This is a genomic window from Lentzea sp. JNUCC 0626, assembly GCF_043632865.1.
In the GTDB taxonomy this organism is placed as follows: domain Bacteria; phylum Actinomycetota; class Actinomycetes; order Mycobacteriales; family Pseudonocardiaceae; genus Lentzea.
The window spans coordinates 9055780-9072369 of the sequence record NZ_CP171635.1 but is presented as its reverse complement, the minus strand read 5'-3'; the positions used below and the strand labels follow the sequence as shown (position 1 = coordinate 9072369).

Genomic DNA, 16590 nt, shown 5'->3' with positions numbered 1-16590 from the left:
CTACCGCGCGCCGCCGTTCGACGGGACGGCGGCGTGCATCGAGTTCACGACGGTGATCTTCTCCAGCACCGCGAGCGCCTTGCGTTCCCAGAGCTGGAGCCGCAGTTCCTGGAACGTCATCATCGCCTGCTCGACGATGGCGATGGCGTGGAACATCTCCCCGCGCTCCGACACGAGCTGCGCGAGGTCGAGGCGGATGCGCGCGGCCCCGACCCGGTCGAGGTTCTCCTCGCACAGCCGGATCGCGCGCCGCAGCAGCCGTCCGGCCTCGGCGAACATGCGCATGCGGCCGTGGATCAGGCCCAGCGAGTGCAGTGCGTAGCTCTCCCCCACGGTGTCGCCGGAGCGTTGCACCATCGCGAGCACGGACGTGATGAGCTGCTGCGCCTGCTCGTAGCGGCCCTGCACGAGCATCGCGCTGCCGAGCCGGTACAACACCTGCGCCTCGACGCGCGGGCTGGAGATCTCCCGGCACATCGCCAGTGCGCCGCGCAGCTGGCCGACCGCCAGCTCGTGCTCGCCCCGGTCCAGGGACAGCTGCGCGAGCTGGGACACGACGTAGGCCTGGCCGACGACGTCACCGACGCCCTTGAAGCCGGTGAGCGACTGCTCGAAGATCCGCAGCGCGACCTCCGGCCTGCCCTCGTTGTACTCCAGGAGCCCGAGGTTGCGGCGGACGAGCGCGAGGCCGTGGGCGTCGTCCAGTTCGGTGAAGAGTTCGAGCGACGGTTCCAGCGCGGCGCGTGCGGCGTCCATGCGGCGCTGGCTGTGGTGCAGCGAACCGAGGGAGCAGAGCAGAGCCGCGGTGCCGCGCTTGTTGCCCGCCCTGCGCACGGCGTCGAGCGCGCGTTCGTGCGTGTGCTGCCAGTCGTCGAGGTAGCTGCGGGTCTCGAACAACGTCACGAGCGTGATCGCGAGGTCCCAGCTCAACTCGTCCAGGCCCGCGTCGGCGGCCTGCACCACGGCGGCGCAGATGTTCTGGCGTTCGCTCTCCAGCCAGCCCAACGGGTCCTGCAACACCTGGTCGAGGTACGGCGCGCTCGGTTGCCAGCGCTGACCGGAGCCGTGCAGGACGGTGAAGTCACCGCCGTAGAGCTGCTGGTGCGCCTGCTCGGCCATGGCGAGCCAGCCGCCGGCGACGCGTTCGACGGACGCGAGCTGCACGGCCGGCGCCTCGTGCACCGCGAGCTGTTCCTTGGCGAACAGGCGGATCAGGTCGTGGAAGCGGTAGCGTGGCAGGCCGGTGACGTCGCTGCCGACGACGTCCAGCAACTGCGCGTCGACGAGGCGCTCCAGCAGGTCGAAGCCGCGGTGGCGCTCGTCGTCTGTCAGCGCGGAGGCCGTCCAGACCGGCAGGCTTTCCGCCTCCAGCAACGACATCAGCCGCATGACCCGGCGGGTGTCCTGCTCCAGGCCGTCGTAGGTCAGCGAGAGGCTCGCCCGCACGACCATGTCGCCGTGCACGAGTTCGTCGAGGCGGTACCGCTCGTCGGCGAGGCGGCCGACCATCGAGGCGAGCGTCCAGTGCGGGCGGGCGGCGAGGCGCGCGCCGATGATCCGCAACGCCAGTGGGAGCCCTCCCACGACGTCCACCAACGCGGCCGCGGCGACCGGTTCGCTCTGCAAGCGCTCCGTGCCGATGATGCGCCCCAACAACTCCAGAGCGTCATCGGAGTCCATGAAGGCGACGTCCACCAAATGAGACCCGGCAAGGCCCGTCAACCGCGTACGGCTCGTAACGACGACACCGCACGTGGGCGAACCCGGAAGCAATTGGTGCACCTGGGACTCGCTGCCCGCGTCGTCGAGGACGACCAGCACGCGCCGGCTGGCGAGCATGCTGCGGTACATGTCGGCGCGTTCGTCGACACCGTCGGGCAACGTCGAGCCCACGGCGCCCAACGCCGACAGGAACCGGCCGAGCACCTCGGCGGGCGTGGCCGGTTGGGCCTGCGTGCCGCGAAGGTCGCAGTACAGCTGGCCGTCCGGGTAGGTCTCGGCCGCGACGCGATGGGCGACGTGCACCGCGAGAGCGCTCTTACCGATGCCCGCCTTGCCCGAGATGTTGACCACGGGCATCGTCAGGTGCTCGCCCGCGAGAACGCTCTCAGCGCGCGCCACCACGTCCTGCCGGCCGATGAAGTCCGAGATGGTGGCCGGCAACTGGTGCGGTGACACGACGTTCTGCACGGTGACCGGGGCGGATTTCTCCTGGTCGAGGCGCAGCACCTCGTCGTCGGTCAAGATCGCGGTCTCGAGTTTGCGCAGTTGGTCGCTCGGTTCGAGACCGAGGTGCTCGACGAACAGGTCGCGGCCGGCGCGGTAAACGTCGAGCGCTTCCGACTGCCGGCCGGAGCGGTAGAGCGCGAGCATGAGCTGGCCACGTGGCCGTTCACGCAGTGGGTGTTCGGTGACCATGCTCTGCAATTCACCGACAAGAGCGTGATGCCGACCGAGCAACAACTCGATGTCGATGCAGTTCTCCAACACCGACAGGCGTTTCTCGTCGAGGCGCAGCGCTTTGTTCTGCAACGTCGCCCCGGCGCCTCCCAGCGCAGGACCGCGCCACAACGCGAGCGCGGCGCGCAGCACCGCGGACGCCTCCTCCATGCGGCCTTGCCGGACGGCGAGGTCGGAGTCGGCCACGCGACGTTCGAAGAGGAAGGTGTCGATCTTGTCCGCGGCGACTCTCAGCAGGTAGCCGGGCTGCCGGGTCTCGATCTGAGCGTCGACGTCGACCCTCGAGAACTCCCGCCGGAGCGCGGACACGCAGATCTGGATCTGCGCTCGCGCGGTCGACGGCGGGGTGTGCTCCCAGACGAGGTCGATCAACTGGTCCATGCTGACGACGCGGTTCGCTTCGAGCAGCAACGCGCCCAGGATCGTCAGCTGACGTCCCGGCGGCACCTGCACCTGCTCCTCGGCGCCGATTACCTCGATCGGCCCGAGCAGCTTGAAGATCAGTTCCTCATCAGGGGCTGAACTCATGACGGACGCCCCCTCGCGCCTCTATTTTTCTCAATGCCCCCGCACCTCGTGCTCCCGGTAGTTCTCACCTTTGTTGAATCATTTCACCTAAGTCGCGAAAAAAGCACTTCGGAGACATCAACCCAGGAGTGGACTAAAATATGAAGCAACCTCACATCTGCCACTTGAACGCTCCGAAACTAGCCTCAGCGAGGAAACCTGTCAAGATCCTTCTTGTGCATCACGACACAATCCATCACAATGATACCGATCTCAACAGGCATCTCATATGGAGATGATCAGATCCGGCGTGTCGCGGCAGATCAGCCGTTACGTGAACCTGAGAATTCCCTGGCACGGAGCCTCACTTCACAAAGACCGCACACCGTGCCGCCAAACGGCCTGCCAGCTCAAAGGACTACTCCGTGCGGCGCAGGACGTTCGTTCGGTTCGCTAAACGAATCTAACTATTGCGGTACACCGCACCTAATTCTTGTGATTAACAACCACCCTGCGTAGTAACTGCTGCGCGGCGACTGGCGAACCAGCCGCCGAACCGTCTCATTTGGCATCCGCCGCACCGCCATCACGACCGATTGATACGCGGCGGGTGCGCGATAGAGCCGCGATGGGCCGCGCTCCTAACTTCGTTCTCAGCCGCCGCTTCCTAAGGCATCGGCACACATCTCGCAGTCCTTAAGTCCTACCAAGTACGAGGAGGCCGACATGATCCGCAAGACGACCGCCGTCGCTCTGGTTCTCTCCGCCGTCCCTGCGGCGCTGGCGCTCACGCTCCTCTCCGGCACCGCGCAGGCCACCGACACGCCGTGGCAGCACAGGGGAGGAAACGACACCCCCTGGCAGCAGCGCACCGCCAATGACACCCCTTGGGGCGCAACCGACACACCGTGGAGCCACAACTCCATCAAGCTGTCCGGCCGCGGTGGCAGCGCGCAGGGCGACGACACCCCCTGGAGCTGACCTCTCCCCCTCCGCACGGACACCCACCACTGGAGACCGGAACCATGCGATTTCACCTGCTGGGCTCACTGGAAGTCCTCGACGACGACCTGCCCGTCCCGCTGGGCGGGGTCAAGCAGCGCGCGGCTCTGGGTTTCCTCCTGCTGCACGCCAACCGGGTGGTGGCGACCAGCAAGCTGCTCCAAGCGCTGTGGCAGGGCGAAGTCCCGCCCACCGCGCGCAAGATGCTCCAGAACGCCGTCTCAGGGCTGCGAGGCGTTCTCACTCCCCACGGCAGCGCCGCCGAGGGGTCCGCATTGCTGCTGACCCACGCGCCGGGATACCTGCTGCGCGTGGACCAGAACTCCCTCGACCTGTCGCGCTTCCAGCAGCTGACCGAACAGGGACGAGGTGAACTGTCCGCGGGCAACTGGCCCGCCGCCGCCAGGGTGCTCCGCAAAGCGCTCAGCCTGTGGCGCGGTCCGGTGCTCGCGGATCTCGTGGAGACCGGGATCAACTGGCCGGAGCTGACCGCCATCAAGGACTGGCGGCTGTCGGCTCAGGAGAACTGCTTCGAGGCGGAGCTCGCCTGCGGCAGGCACTACGAGATCATCGGCGAGCTGGAGTCGTTGATCGAGGTCGAGCCGTATCGCGAACGGCTCAACGGCCAGTTGATGCTCGCGCTGTACCGGTGTGGCCGGCAGGTGGACGCGCTGAGCGCCTACCGCCGCACCAGGGCGGCGTTGGTGGAAGGGCTCGGCCTCGAGCCGGGCCGCGAACTCCAGGAGCTGGAGCGCGCGATCCTCGACCACGCCCCCGTGCTGGACCTTCCGCCGTCGGTGCAGCGCAGGCACCTCCTCGCCGTCAACCAGACTCCTCCTGTTCCCGCTCCCGCTCCTGTCGTGGTGACGTCTCCTGTGGTCGCGGAACCCGTTGCGACGGTGGACGCCCGGGACGTGACGACGGTGGAGCGCAAGCTCGTCAGCGTCGTGATGGTGTCGGCGCAGCTCGGTCTCGCAGCGGGTGACGGCGACCCCGAGGACGTCGACGCGGTGCACCAGGAAGTCGCTGCCGCGGTCGCCGCTGAGGTTTCCCGGCTGGGTGGCGTCGTCGGTGGCAACGTCGGGTCGGTGTTCCTCGCGATGTTCGGTGTGCCGAAGACCGCCGAGGACGACGCCGACCGAGCCGTGCGTGCTGCTCTCGCCGTTCGCGATCGTCTGGCTTCTGTGGCGGACGTGCAGATCGGTGTGGCCACCGGTGACTCTCTTGTGCGTTTGCCTGCTGTTGGTACGCCTACTGCTACGGGCGTGTTGTTGGACCAGTGCCGTCAGCTGATGGCGTTGGCACCGCTTGGTGCGGTGCGTGCGTGCACCTCGACGCGTGAGGCCGCGGTTTCCGTGACGTGGGAAGCCGATGGCGCGCCGTCCGGTGGCTGGCAGGCGGTGTCGTGCGTGTCGCCCAGCGGGGTTGACCGTCGGACGCAGGCCGCCGTGCCGTTCGTGGAACGCGAGCGTGAACTTCTTGTGTTGCAAGGACTTCTTGAGGAAGTCCGCACTCGGCGCCGTCCGCACTTCGTGACCGTGCTCGGCGAGGCCGGTGTCGGCAAGACGCGTCTCGTCAACGAGCTGGCCTCTACTTCTTCGGCTCTGCGCGGTACCGCAACGGCTTTCGGCGACGACCACGGCTACGGGCCGTTGGCGGACGTGGTGAGCGGGTTCTCGTCGTTCGAGACCCTGCGCGCCGCGCTCGCCTCGCTGGTCGGCGTCGGCGAGCTCGCGGACCGGTTGCACGGCAGCCTGGCCTGCCTGGCCTCGCCCGGTGCCGGTGTGCAGCCCGACTTCCCGTCGTGGCGGCGGTTCCTGGAGGAGGTCGCGGAGGCGTCACCGCTGGTCGTGCTGCTGGAGGACGTGCACTGGGCGAACGACGTGGTGCTCGACTTCATGGAGGAGTTGAGCGAGCACGCCAGTTCGGTGCCGTTGCTGGTGATCGCGACCGCACGGCCGGAGCTGCTGCAGCGCAGGCCGTCGTGGTTCGGCGGCAAGCGCAACGCGACCACGATCAGCCTGGACCCGTTGTCGCACAACGGGACGCGCAATCTGCTGAACTCCTTGCTGCCCGCCGGCGAGCTGTCGGCCGAGTTGTGGCAGGCGTTGATGTCGTGCGTCGGCGGCAACCCGTTGTTCGCCACCGAGTACGCACGGATGATGGCCGACCCACGGATGGTGTGCGTGCAGAACGGCACGTCGTTGCCTCTGCCGCCATCGGTGCGTGGCGTGCTCACGGCCCAGCTCGACTCGCTGCCGTTCGACGTGAAGGCAGTGCTCCAGGACGCGGCCGTCGCGGGCGACCTGGTGTCGCCTGGAGCCGTGGCAGCGACTGGCGGACGGGACGCGCTGGAGGTCGCGAAGGCGCTGGAACTGCTGGAACAGCGCGACTTCCTGCGCCGACAGGGCCGCAACAGCGAGACGGGCGAGATCGAGTACGGCTTCCGGCACCTGCTGGTGCGCGACGTGGTGGCCGAGCAGCTGCCCCGCGCGTTGCGGGCGGCGAAGCACGAACAGGCCCAGGCGTGGTTCGAGGAACCCGCCCTGGACCTCACCGACCGCCGGGCGGGCTAGCCCGGTGCAAAGCTGAACGCCGGGCCGCGCGCCCACCCCCTGCGCGCTGCCCGGCGTTCGGTTGTTCTGCTCAGCCGCGGACGACCTGCACCAGGTGGTCGACGACCTCGGCGACCGGCACGTCGGCGCGTTCGCCGGACTTGCGGTCCTTGACCTCGACCACGCCGTCCTTCAGGCCGCGGCCGACGACCAGGATCGTCGGGATGCCGACGAGTTCGGCGTCCGCGAACTTCACGCCGGGGCTCGCCTTGCGGTCGTCCAGCATGACCTTGAGGCCCTTGTCGCTGAGCTGCTTCGCGAAGTCCTCACCGGCCTGCATCAGCGTCTCGTCCTTGCCGGCCACCACGACGTGCACGTCGGCAGGGGCGACGTTGCGGGGCCAGATCAGGCCGCGGTCGTCGTGCGACTGCTCGGCGATGACCGCGACGAGCCGCGAGACGCCGACGCCGTACGAGCCCATGGTGATGCGGACGGGCTTGGAGTCCGGGCCGAGGGCGTCGAGCGTGAACGCGTCCGCGTACTTGCGGCCGAGCTGGAAGATGTGGCCGATCTCGATGCCGCGCGCGGCGACCAGCACACCCTGACCGTCCGGGGACGCGTCGCCCTCCCGCACCTCGGCGACGTCGATGACGCCGTCGGGGGTGAAGTCGCGGCCCGCGACCAGGTCGACGACGTGGTGGTCGGCCTTGTCGGCGCCGGTGACCCACGCCGTTCCCGTGACGACGCGGGGGTCGGCGAGGAAGCGGATGCCGTTGGCCTGGATCGCGCCCGGACCGATGTACCCCTTGACCAGGAACGAGTTCTTGGCGAAGTCGGCCTCGTCGACCATCGCGACCTCGGCGGGCTCCAGCGCGGCCTCGAGGCGCTTGAAGTCGACCTCGCGGTCACCGGGGACGGCGACGGCGAGCAGCGTCCAGTCCTTCTCACCGGGCTTCTTGGTCTTGACCAGGACGTTCTTCAACGTGTCGGCCGCGCTGAACTTGCGGTCGGTGTTGGCGTTGAGGAAGTCGACCAACGTCTCGATGGTGGGCGTGGCCGGCGTGTGGTGCACCTGCGCGGCGGGCTTGTCCTCGATCGACTGCGCGGCGGGCACCGGCGTCTTGACCGCCTCGACGTTCGCCGCGTACCCGGACTCGGTGCTGCGCACGAACGTGTCCTCACCGGTCTCCGCGACCGCGAGGAACTCCTCCGACGCCGACCCGCCCATCGCACCGGACGTGGCGGAGACGATCACGTACTCCAGGCCCAGCCGGTCGAAGATGCGGATGTAGGCGTCGCGGTGGTTCTGGTACGACTGGCTGAGACCCTCGTCGGTGAGGTCGAACGAGTACGAGTCCTTCATGAGGAACTCGCGCCCGCGCAGGATGCCCGCACGGGGACGCGCCTCGTCGCGGTACTTGGTCTGGATCTGGTAGAGCGTGACGGGGTAGTCCTTGTAGGAGCTGTACTCCCCCTTCACGGTGAGGGTGAACATCTCCTCGTGCGTGGGCCCGAGCAGGTAGTCGGCACCCTTGCGGTCCTTGAGCCGGAACAGGTTGGGCCCGTACTCCTCCCACCGGTTCGTCGCCTCGTAGGGCTCCTTCGGCAGCAGCGCGGGGAACTGGATCTCCTGCGCGCCGAAGGCGTCCATCTCCTCGCGGACGACGGCCTCGATGTTGCGCAGGACCTTGAGCCCCAGCGGCAGCCAGGAGTACCCGCCCGGCGCGACGCGGCGGACGTAGCCGGCGCGCACCAGCAGCTTGTGGCTGGGCACTTCGGCGTCCGCCGGATCCTCGCGAAGGGTGCGCAGGAACAGCGACGACATCCTGGTGATCACGGTGGGTACTCCTCGTTCACGGGCAGTTGAAACAGCGTACTGGTTGGACTTCTTTTGGGATCGCGCGCGGTGCTCTGCACAGCCCCTGACCTGCGCTTCCGATAATTGTCAGACCCCCTGAGTAGCGTCCCTCCCATGCCTCTTTCCATCGACATGATCACGATCGACACGGGCGACGCCCGCAAGCTGGCCGAGTTCTGGACCGCCGCCCTGGGCACCACGATCCAGAACGACTGGGGCGAGTTCCTCGTCCTCGCCCCCACCGGCTCCGGCCCCGCCCTCGGCATCCAACAGGTGCCGGACGCCACCCCGGGCAAGAACAGAGTCCACTTCGACTCGCACGTGCCGGACCGCAAGGCCGAGGTGGCCCGGCTCGTGGCGCTGGGGGCCGAGGAGGTGGCGGTGCAGACCGTGCCGGGCCTGGTGTGGTCGGTGCTGGCGGATCCGGACGGCAACCAGTTCTGCGTGGGCCAGCCAGGCGAAGAGCTCTGACCCAGCCGCCTGCCGGAAGCGTCACCGGGCGAAGCCTCGCCAGGAGAGGCCTCCGGCCGGCGAAGCTTCCAGCCAGGATGCTCGCGGCAAGCGAGGTCTCCGGCAGCTGGCGGCGGTGTGGCTTTCGCAGCTGGGGCTTGCGGCCGTGCGGCTTCTGGCAGCTGGGGCGTGCGACCGTGCGGCACCGCCTGCCTGAGGACCGCCGTGCGGCAAGTCAGGGCGTCCGCTCGGGCCGACAACCTGGCCTCACCCTGCCGACGCCCCGTCAGCCAGCCGATCCCGAACACCCAGTTCCAGGCCTGCCCGCACCAACCACCGGCACCAGCTACCCAGCCTTGCCACCGGCACCAGCTCGCCACTGGCACCACCCTTGCCAGCCGCACCAGCCTTGCCACCCAGCTGTCCAGCCTTGCCGATGGCACCAGCCTCCCCAGCGCTCGCCAGCTACCCAGCACCGCCAGCCAACTACGCAGCTCCAGCGACCGCCGACCGATCAGCCCCAAACCTCTCGACCCTGCACCAGCTTCCCCAGCGCCCGTCGGCTACCCAGCACCACCGCCAGCCAGCCACGCAGCCCCAACAACCGCCGACCGATCAGCCGCAGTCTCTCGACCCCGCACCAGGTTCCCAGCGCTCGCCGGCTACCCAGCATCACCGCCAGTCAGCCACACAGCTCTAGCAAACCGCCGACCGCTCAGCCCCGAACGCCCAGCCCTGCACCAGCTACCCAGCCCAGCCAGCCACCCAGCCCGAACCGTGCGGCCCGCTAGCCACTCACCCCTGGCAGTCCACCGGCAACCCGTAGTCGACCCAAGTCCGCACCACCCCGAACCCGGCCCGCTCATAAACCCCGAGCGCACCATCCGAGTTGGCCGAGTCCACCGAAAGCCCCGCCCGCTGGAACCCCGCAGCCGCCCCCTGAACCAACGTCCAGCTGAGCAACCCCGAGGCCACCCCACGCCCGCGGTGCTTCTCCAAGGTGCCGACGTCCCCGATCCACAACTCACGCACCCCGGTCATCTCCTCGACGACCGGGTAGTGCCGCGCAAGCACGAACCCCACCACCGCGCCCTCGTACAGCGCGAGAAAGGAGGAAGCCGGCACGAACCGCGCGCTGTCGGTGAACGACGCCGCCCACTCCTGCGGGCTGCGATCGGTCGAACCCCAGTGCCGCGCGAACGCCGCGTTGCAGACCTGCCTGACCTCTTCGGTGCGGGCCGCCGAGAACGGCACCACCTCGTAGCCCGCCGGGGTCGGGACCTGGGCGAGTGACTCGCCCAGTGCCACCTCCAGTTCGTGGAAGTGGCGGTCGGCGGTGAAGCCGAGCCCTTCGACCAGGGCGACGTGACCCGCGGCCCGGCTCTCGACCATGGCGGTCACGACGAGCGGCAGGTCGGGGTGTCGCCGAGTGTGGAGTTCGCGGGCGAGCGCGGTGAGCTTCTGCACCAGCGACTGGCCGATGCCGCGGCGGCGGAACGCCGGGTGCACGAGACCGTCGAGGCGGAGTCGGTGTGCGCCAACGGGTTGGTCGCGCGGGGCCAGCAGGCCGTAGGCGACCAGCCGGGAGTCGGCAACCGCGCCCAGCGAGCCGACGAGCAGATCGACCCTGCCGAACGACTCCGTGAAGTCCTCTTCGGACAGCAGTTCGCCGGTGTCGTCGACGGCCTCGGCCGCGTTGTAGAGCGCCGACACCTCAGCGATGTCAGCCGACGTGAGCGGGCGCCACACGAGTTCCACAAAACCCGAAGCTACGGAAGGGAGGTAGCCCCGACAACTGAATAACGCGTTGCCCGCCGAACGCGGAAAAGGCCATCCTCCAAGGGATGACATCTCCAGAGATCGCTCCGCTGCACGAGGACCTGACGTTCCACGGTCCGTTGTCCGAGGAACGGGCGGCCCGCCTGATCCGGTCGTTGGCGCCACTGGACCACGCTCACGTGGTCGACGTCGGCTGCGGCTGGGCGGAGTTCCTGCTGCGCATCCTGGAAGCGGTGCCGACGGCCACGGGCACGGGGGTGGATCGCGACGCGAAGGGCATCGCGCACGCCAGGGCCAACGCCGGCGCCCGAGGTCTCGCCGACAGGGTGAATCTCCTGGAGGCCGACGTGACCGGGTGGCGGCCGGAGCGGCCCGCCGACGTGGTGATCGTCAACGGTGCCAGCCAGGTGTGGGGCGGGGATCCGTTGCACCACACGGCGAACGCGTTGACGGAGGCCAGGAAGTTGCTGGCGCCGCGCGGGCGGTTGTTGCTGGGTGAGGGTTTCTGGGAGCAGGAACCCACCGAGGCGCAGCTCGCGGCGATGCCGGTGCCCAAGGCGCAGTACCGCTCGCTGGCGGACCTCGTCGACCTGGCGCACGCCCACGGCTACCGGTTGGTGGCGGTGGAGCAGGCGAACCAGGACGAGTGGGACGTCTTCGAGAACGGCCATGCCCTGGCCTGGGAACGCTGGCTGCGCGACAACCCCGACTCCGAGCACGCCGCGCAGATCAGGGCGACGGCCGACAACCAGCGCAACTACCGGATGCGCGGGTGGCGCGGCACGATGGGCCTCGCCTACCTGACCCTGCAGGCGCCCTGACCGGGTGAGGTGGCCCGCACCGGAAAGCGCGCGCACCTCGAAACCAGGGGGAACGCGACCGGGCTCGACCCGGCGGCAGCGGCGCAGCAGCGAGGCGGCGACCTCGTCGACCACGGTGCCGGGCCGCCTCGCCGAGCAGACGCTCCTCCGCGTCGGTCAACGCGGGCAGTGCTTCCTGGACGAGGACGGCGACGTCCTCCGGGCGCATCCGGGCGCCGAGTGAGCGGTGCAGGCGGCCGAGTGCGTCCACGTCTTCCAGAGGACCACGCAGGTCCAGCGGTTTTCAGCGCGAGAAGCCGCTGCCCTACGCTTCTCCCGTGCTGGTGCTGCTTCCCCCGTCGGAGACCAAGGCGATCGGCGGCGAGGGCGCGCCGCTCGACCTCGACGCGCTGTCGTTCCCCGAGCTCAACCCCGTGCGCGACAAGCTCGTGTCCGCGCTGGCCGACCTCGCGCAGAACATCCCGGCGAGCCTCAAGGCGCTCGACATCTCCGAACGTCAGCTGGACGAGGTGCACCGCAACGCCCAGCTGCGCACGTCGGAGACCACGCCCGCGCTGCTGCGCTACACCGGCGTGCTCTACGACAACCTCGACTTCCCGTCCCTGAAGAAGATCGAGAAGGAACGCGCCTGCGAACGGCTGGCGGTTGCGTCGGCGCTGTTCGGAGCCCTCAAGGGCGGCGACCCGGTGCCCGCGTACCGGCTGTCCGGCGGCACGACGCTGCCCGACCACGGCAGCCTCCGCACGCTGTGGAAGCCCTCGCTGGAGCCCGTGCTGAAGACCGCCGACGAGTTCGTCGTCGACCTGCGCTCCGGCGCGTACTCGAGCCTCGCCAAGATCCCGCACGCCGTCGTCGTCCGCGTGGTCACGAGCGAGGGCAAGGTCGTCAGCCACTTCAACAAGGCGCACAAGGGCCTGCTCGCCCGCGCCATCGTGCGGTCCGCGAGCGAGCCGAAGGACCTGAAAGGCCTGGTCAAGCTCGCACAGAAGGCCGGGCTCAAGATCGTGCCGACGGGCGCCAAGACCGCGGACCTGATCACGGATTAATTCGGTTGCGGGCTCTCGGGCCCGCACGGCAAGCTTCTCCCCGAAGCGTGACATCGGAGCTGGATCGAGGAGGTGCGTGATGTCAGAGCCTGTCTTTGGACGTGGCACCGCACTCGCGACCCGTCCAGCCGCCCTTCGCGCCTGATCAGCATCGTTTGATCGCAGAGCGCCAGTAGGGCGGTCACCCTTCATCTTTGGGAGACCCCACCGTGCGCGAGCACGATCTTTACGAACGTTTCGAAACGTCCTACGACGACGCCGACACCATGCGTCGCAAGGGAAAGCGCAGCAGGAGCAACCGGGCCGCCGACGACGGGGAACCGACTCGTCGCGGCCGCATGACCGAAGAAGAGAAGATCCGCGTCGCACGAGTGCGCGAGGACCAGCTCAGTTCGGCGGACACCCCCGAGGACGGCGACCGCTGGTCCACGTGGGGCGACGCCGACCAGGGCCCCAAACCGCACCCGAGCTGGCTCATCACGGAACTGGCCGCGGTCGACCGCGAGCTCGGCATCGTGAAGACCGGCAAGGAGGCCGACGTCTTCCTGCTGGAGCGCGCGATCGGTGAGAGGGCGTGCCTGCTCGCCGCCAAGCGCTACCGCAGCAACGACCACCGGATGTTCCACCGCGACGCGGGGTACCTCGAGGGTCGTCGCATGAAGAAGTCCCGTGAGACGCGGGCGATCGCGAACCGCACCGCGTTCGGGCGCAACCTGATCGCGGAGCAGTGGACGGTCGCGGAGTTCGCCGCGCTCACGAAGCTGTGGCAGATCGGCGCGCCCGTGCCGTACCCGGTGCAGCGCAGCGGTACCGAGCTGCTGCTGGAGTTCATCGGGGACCACGAGGGCAACGCGGCACCGCGGCTCGCGCAGACCCGTCCCGACGAGGACGAGCTGCTCGACCTGTGGCGTCAGCTCGTCGCGGCGCTGATGACGTTGTCGGAAGCCGGGATCACGCACGGCGACCTCTCGGCGTACAACCTGATGGTGCACGACGGCAGGCTGGTCATGATCGACCTGCCGCAGGTGGTCGACCTCGTCGCGAACCCGCGCGGCGTGGAGTTCCTCGACCGCGACGTCCGCAACATCTGCGGCTGGTTCGCCTCGAAGGGCCTTCCGCCGGAGATCGGAGACCCGTCCGCGCTGGTCACGACGTTGCTGGACGTGGCGGGCATGTCGTGAGTGACGCGCGCGCCCGGCAGTGTCCAACGACACGGCCGGGCGCGCAACGCGTTGTCAATGATCAGCTAGACTGTAAAAGCACCGATGAAGGCTTGACCGCCGTTGACCGGTGCGTCCACCTACTCATTCAGGCGTGAACCATCACGCCGGGCTCGTCCTTGTGAACTGGCACCGCGACTCCCGCGGGGCAGCCTTGAGACGTGCCATGTCTCGGAGGTTTGTTTTGCCATCCATGTCCGAAGGTCGTTCCGAGCGCGGACAGAGCCGCAGGTCACCGCGGCGTCGCTCGGGTCGCCAGGGCAACTCCTCGCGTCCGCAGTCGCGGGTCGAGGAACCGATCGTCGCCGAGCACTTCGAGAGCACGCTGCCGGAAGGCCCGCTGCCCTCGTTCGCCGAACTCGGCCTCTCCGACGCTTTGATCCGTTCGCTGGCCGCCAACGAGATCACCGAGCCGTTCCCCATCCAGGCGGCCACCCTGCCCGACTCGATGTCGGGCAAGGACATCCTCGGCCGCGGCCAGACCGGCTCCGGCAAGACGCTGGCGTTCGGTCTCGCGATGCTGACCCGTCTCGCCGGCGGCCGTTCCGCGCCGCACAAGCCGCGCGGTCTCATCCTCGTCCCCACCCGTGAGCTCGCGATGCAGGTGGAGACGGCGCTCATGCCGCACGCCCGCGCGCTGGGCCTGTGGTGCCGCGTCGTCGTGGGCGGCACGTCGTTCCCGCGCCAGATCGACCACCTGCGCCGCGGCGTCGACCTGCTGATCGCCACGCCGGGCCGGCTGTCCGACCACGTCCGCCAGGGCACGTGCGACCTCGGCTCCGTCGAGATCACCGCGCTGGACGAGGCCGACCAGATGGCGGACATGGGCTTCATGCCCCAGGTCCGCGCGATCATGGACCTGACCCCGCAGGACGGACAGCGCCTGCTGTTCTCCGCGACGCTCGACGGCGACGTCGACAAGCTGGTCCGCCAGTACCTGCACTCCCCGGTGACGCACTCGGTGGCCCCGCCCACCGCGAGCGTCACGACCATGGAGCACCACCTGCTGCTCGTGTCCCAGGAGGACAAGCAGAACGTGGTGACCGAGGTGGCCGCGCGCGAGGGCCGCACGATCATGTTCGTGCGCACCAAGCACCACGTCGACCGCCTGGCCAAGAAGCTCCGCTCGGTCGGCGTCCACGCGGGCGCCCTGCACGGCGGCAAGGCGCAGAGCGCCCGCACCCGCGTGCTCGGCGAGTTCCGCGAGGGCACCACGCCGGTCCTGATCGCGACCGACGTGGCCGCCCGCGGCATCCACGTCGACGACGTCTCGCTCGTCGTACACGTCGACCCGCCGGCCGACCCGAAGGACTACCTGCACCGCGCAGGCCGCACCGCACGTGCGGGCCAGTCCGGCACGGTCGTCACGCTGGTCACGCACGACCAGCGCCGCGCCGTCCAGGGCATGGCCGCCCGAGCCGGCATCCGCCCGGAGAGCACGAAGGTGCGCCCCGGCGACGACGACCTGGTCCGCATCACCGGCGCGCGCATGCCGTCGGGCGAGCCGATCGTCGAGCGCGAGAAGCCGGCCCGCCGAGGTGGCGGAGGCCGTCGCTTCGGCGCTCCCGCCGCCGGTGGCGCGAGCCGCGGCGAGTACCGCGGTGGCTCGGGTCGCCGGTCCGAGGGCGGCGGCGAGTTCCGCGGCGGACCGCGCCGGTCGGAGCGGTCCGAGGGTGGTCGTTCGTTCGGCCGCACGGAGCGGGGCAGCAGCGCGGGTCGTCCGCGCCGGGCACCGCAGCACTGAGCTTGATCTGATCGACCGCTGAGGCCGCTTCCCCTTCTCGGGGAGGCGGCCTCAGCCGTGTCCGGGGTCCGCGGGCACGGCCGGATACGGTGGCCCATGGGGCGGAACTGGTACCTGCTGTGGAGCGGCAACGCGATCTCGGCGCTCGGCGACGGGATCTTCCTGGCGGCACTGCCGTTGCTCGCCGCCACCCTCACCCAAGATCCGAAGCTGATCGCCGGAGTGAGCTTCTTCGGCACCCTCCCCTGGCTCCTGGTCTCCCTCTCCGCCGGCGCAGCCGCCGACCGGTACGACGGCAGACGCCTGCTCCTCACCGCACTCTGGGTGCAATGTGCACTCATGGCCGTGCTGGCCGTGTTCCACAGTGCACACATCGTTTTCCTTTATGGCATGGCGTTTCTGATCGGTGCGGCCGAGACCGTCCCGAAGGCCGTGGGTCAGCCGCTCATCAAGGCCACCGTCGAAGACCACCTGCTGGAGCGGGCGAACGGCCGGTTGTTCGCCTCGCAGGCGGTGGCGTTGCAGTTCGTGGGACCGCCGCTCGGCGGACTTCTGTTCGCGATGACGATCCCGGCGCCGTTCTGGGTCAACGCGCTGACGTTCGCCGTCGCGGCCGCGTTGGTCACGGGAATGCGCAGTCACCAATCATCGGCCATCAGACCGAAGGTCCGCGAAGGCCTCTGATGGCTACTACGACACAAGGCTTTGCGGACCATCACGGTCGTGTCGGAGACGACTAACCTGTGCACGCCGATGCCTGTGGCGACGACAGAGTTGTTCGCCCAGCAACGCCTCGGGCTCACCGGCGCGGGCTTCAGCGCGCTCCTGGCAACGCTCGTCCGCAGAAGCGTGGCGGGCGGGCTGCAGGCCGAAAGGCTGCTCACCCGGCTCCGGCACACGACCGCAGCGACCGTCGCGCTGATCCCGTTGTCGTGGCGGGAATTGTCGTCGCCGCAGGCGATCTGAGCGATGTGGTGCCCGCGGTGGTGAGCTCGATGTGCGAGGCGGGCGGGGTGGCGCGGCGGCGGCGAGTTGTCCACAGATCGCCGAACGGTGGGTTGACAAGGCAGCAGCGCCGCTAAATTCGAAGGACCTGAGGTGTGGGTGGTCAGCCCCCTGGGTGGGCGGGGCCGAACGCGCGTCCTTCG

The 16590-nt window shown here is 69.1% G+C and carries 13 protein-coding genes; 10 read left to right on the top strand and 3 right to left on the bottom strand.

Going from position 1 to position 16590, the window contains the following annotated elements; translation table 11 throughout:
- Window positions 1-2988 (bottom strand): AfsR/SARP family transcriptional regulator, encoded by a 2988-nt coding sequence (locus JNUCC0626_RS42535; protein ID WP_394616289.1) that lies wholly within the window; start codon window positions 2986-2988, stop codon window positions 1-3.
- Window positions 2989-3693: 705 nt separating this feature from the next.
- Between JNUCC0626_RS42535 and JNUCC0626_RS42530 the strand changes: the two genes are divergently transcribed.
- Window positions 3694-3948, top strand: a complete 255-nt coding sequence (locus JNUCC0626_RS42530) for a hypothetical protein (RefSeq protein WP_394616288.1) — start codon at window positions 3694-3696, stop codon at window positions 3946-3948.
- A 44-nt stretch (window positions 3949-3992) separates the two neighbouring features.
- Window positions 3993-6545: a BTAD domain-containing putative transcriptional regulator gene (locus tag JNUCC0626_RS42525; RefSeq protein ID WP_394616287.1), complete on the top strand. Its 2553-nt coding sequence runs from the start codon at window positions 3993-3995 to the stop codon at window positions 6543-6545.
- A gap of 70 nt (window positions 6546-6615) precedes the next feature.
- Here JNUCC0626_RS42525 and JNUCC0626_RS42520 read toward each other — a convergent pair whose 3' ends face one another.
- The gene (locus tag JNUCC0626_RS42520; protein ID WP_394616286.1) at window positions 6616-8361 is read right to left on the bottom strand and encodes a proline--tRNA ligase; all 1746 of its coding nucleotides are present in this window, start codon (window positions 8359-8361) and stop codon (window positions 6616-6618) included.
- A 135-nt stretch (window positions 8362-8496) separates the two neighbouring features.
- Here JNUCC0626_RS42520 and JNUCC0626_RS42515 point away from each other — a divergent pair, with 135 nt between their 5' ends.
- Window positions 8497-8853: a VOC family protein gene (locus JNUCC0626_RS42515; RefSeq protein ID WP_394616285.1), complete on the top strand. Its 357-nt coding sequence runs from the start codon at window positions 8497-8499 to the stop codon at window positions 8851-8853.
- A gap of 774 nt (window positions 8854-9627) precedes the next feature.
- On the opposite strand, the gene JNUCC0626_RS42510 is transcribed toward JNUCC0626_RS42515, so the two are convergent.
- A complete protein-coding gene (locus JNUCC0626_RS42510) occupies window positions 9628-10590 on the bottom strand; it encodes a GNAT family N-acetyltransferase (protein WP_394616284.1) in 963 nt (320 codons plus the stop codon).
- Between the two features lie 86 nt (window positions 10591-10676).
- On the opposite strand from JNUCC0626_RS42510, the gene JNUCC0626_RS42505 reads away from it, so the two are divergent.
- From JNUCC0626_RS42505 to JNUCC0626_RS42475, 7 genes are all read left to right on the top strand, one after another.
- Entirely contained in the window at window positions 10677-11432 is a 756-nt protein-coding gene (locus JNUCC0626_RS42505) for an SAM-dependent methyltransferase (RefSeq protein WP_394616283.1), read from the top strand.
- 4 nt (window positions 11433-11436) lie between these two features.
- Window positions 11437-11655 carry a hypothetical protein gene (locus JNUCC0626_RS42500; protein WP_394616282.1) on the top strand — a complete coding sequence of 73 codons (219 nt, stop codon included), beginning with the start codon at window positions 11437-11439 and terminating at the stop codon, window positions 11653-11655.
- Between the two features lie 94 nt (window positions 11656-11749).
- Window positions 11750-12478 carry a peroxide stress protein YaaA gene (gene yaaA / locus JNUCC0626_RS42495; protein WP_394616281.1) on the top strand — a complete coding sequence of 243 codons (729 nt, stop codon included), beginning with the start codon at window positions 11750-11752 and terminating at the stop codon, window positions 12476-12478.
- Window positions 12479-12687: 209 nt separating this feature from the next.
- Window positions 12688-13659, top strand: coding sequence for a serine protein kinase RIO (locus JNUCC0626_RS42490; RefSeq protein ID WP_394622221.1), 972 nt, complete (start codon window positions 12688-12690; stop codon window positions 13657-13659).
- 232 nt (window positions 13660-13891) lie between these two features.
- Window positions 13892-15442, top strand: a complete 1551-nt coding sequence (locus tag JNUCC0626_RS42485) for a DEAD/DEAH box helicase (protein ID WP_394616280.1) — start codon at window positions 13892-13894, stop codon at window positions 15440-15442.
- 96 nt (window positions 15443-15538) lie between these two features.
- The gene (locus JNUCC0626_RS42480) at window positions 15539-16126 is read left to right on the top strand and encodes an MFS transporter (RefSeq protein ID WP_394616279.1); all 588 of its coding nucleotides are present in this window, start codon (window positions 15539-15541) and stop codon (window positions 16124-16126) included.
- A 39-nt stretch (window positions 16127-16165) separates the two neighbouring features.
- The gene (locus JNUCC0626_RS42475) at window positions 16166-16408 is read left to right on the top strand and encodes a hypothetical protein (protein WP_394616278.1); all 243 of its coding nucleotides are present in this window, start codon (window positions 16166-16168) and stop codon (window positions 16406-16408) included.
- Window positions 16409-16590 lie beyond the last annotated feature (182 nt).

What these genes read in the sequence shown, in the direction of transcription:
- JNUCC0626_RS42480 (WP_394616279.1), top strand. Translation starts at nt 15,539, where the DNA reads ATGGGGCGGAACTGGTACCTGCTGTGGAGCGGCAACGCGATCTCGGCG.
- JNUCC0626_RS42525 (WP_394616287.1), top strand. Translation starts at nt 3,993, where the DNA reads ATGCGATTTCACCTGCTGGGCTCACTGGAAGTCCTCGACGACGACCTG.
- JNUCC0626_RS42485 (WP_394616280.1), top strand. Translation starts at nt 13,892, where the DNA reads ATGTCCGAAGGTCGTTCCGAGCGCGGACAGAGCCGCAGGTCACCGCGG.
- JNUCC0626_RS42535 (WP_394616289.1), bottom strand. Translation starts at nt 2,988, where the DNA reads ATGAGTTCAGCCCCTGATGAGGAACTGATCTTCAAGCTGCTCGGGCCG.
- JNUCC0626_RS42505 (WP_394616283.1), top strand. Translation starts at nt 10,677, where the DNA reads ATGACATCTCCAGAGATCGCTCCGCTGCACGAGGACCTGACGTTCCAC.
- JNUCC0626_RS42515 (WP_394616285.1), top strand. Translation starts at nt 8,497, where the DNA reads ATGCCTCTTTCCATCGACATGATCACGATCGACACGGGCGACGCCCGC.
- JNUCC0626_RS42530 (WP_394616288.1), top strand. Translation starts at nt 3,694, where the DNA reads ATGATCCGCAAGACGACCGCCGTCGCTCTGGTTCTCTCCGCCGTCCCT.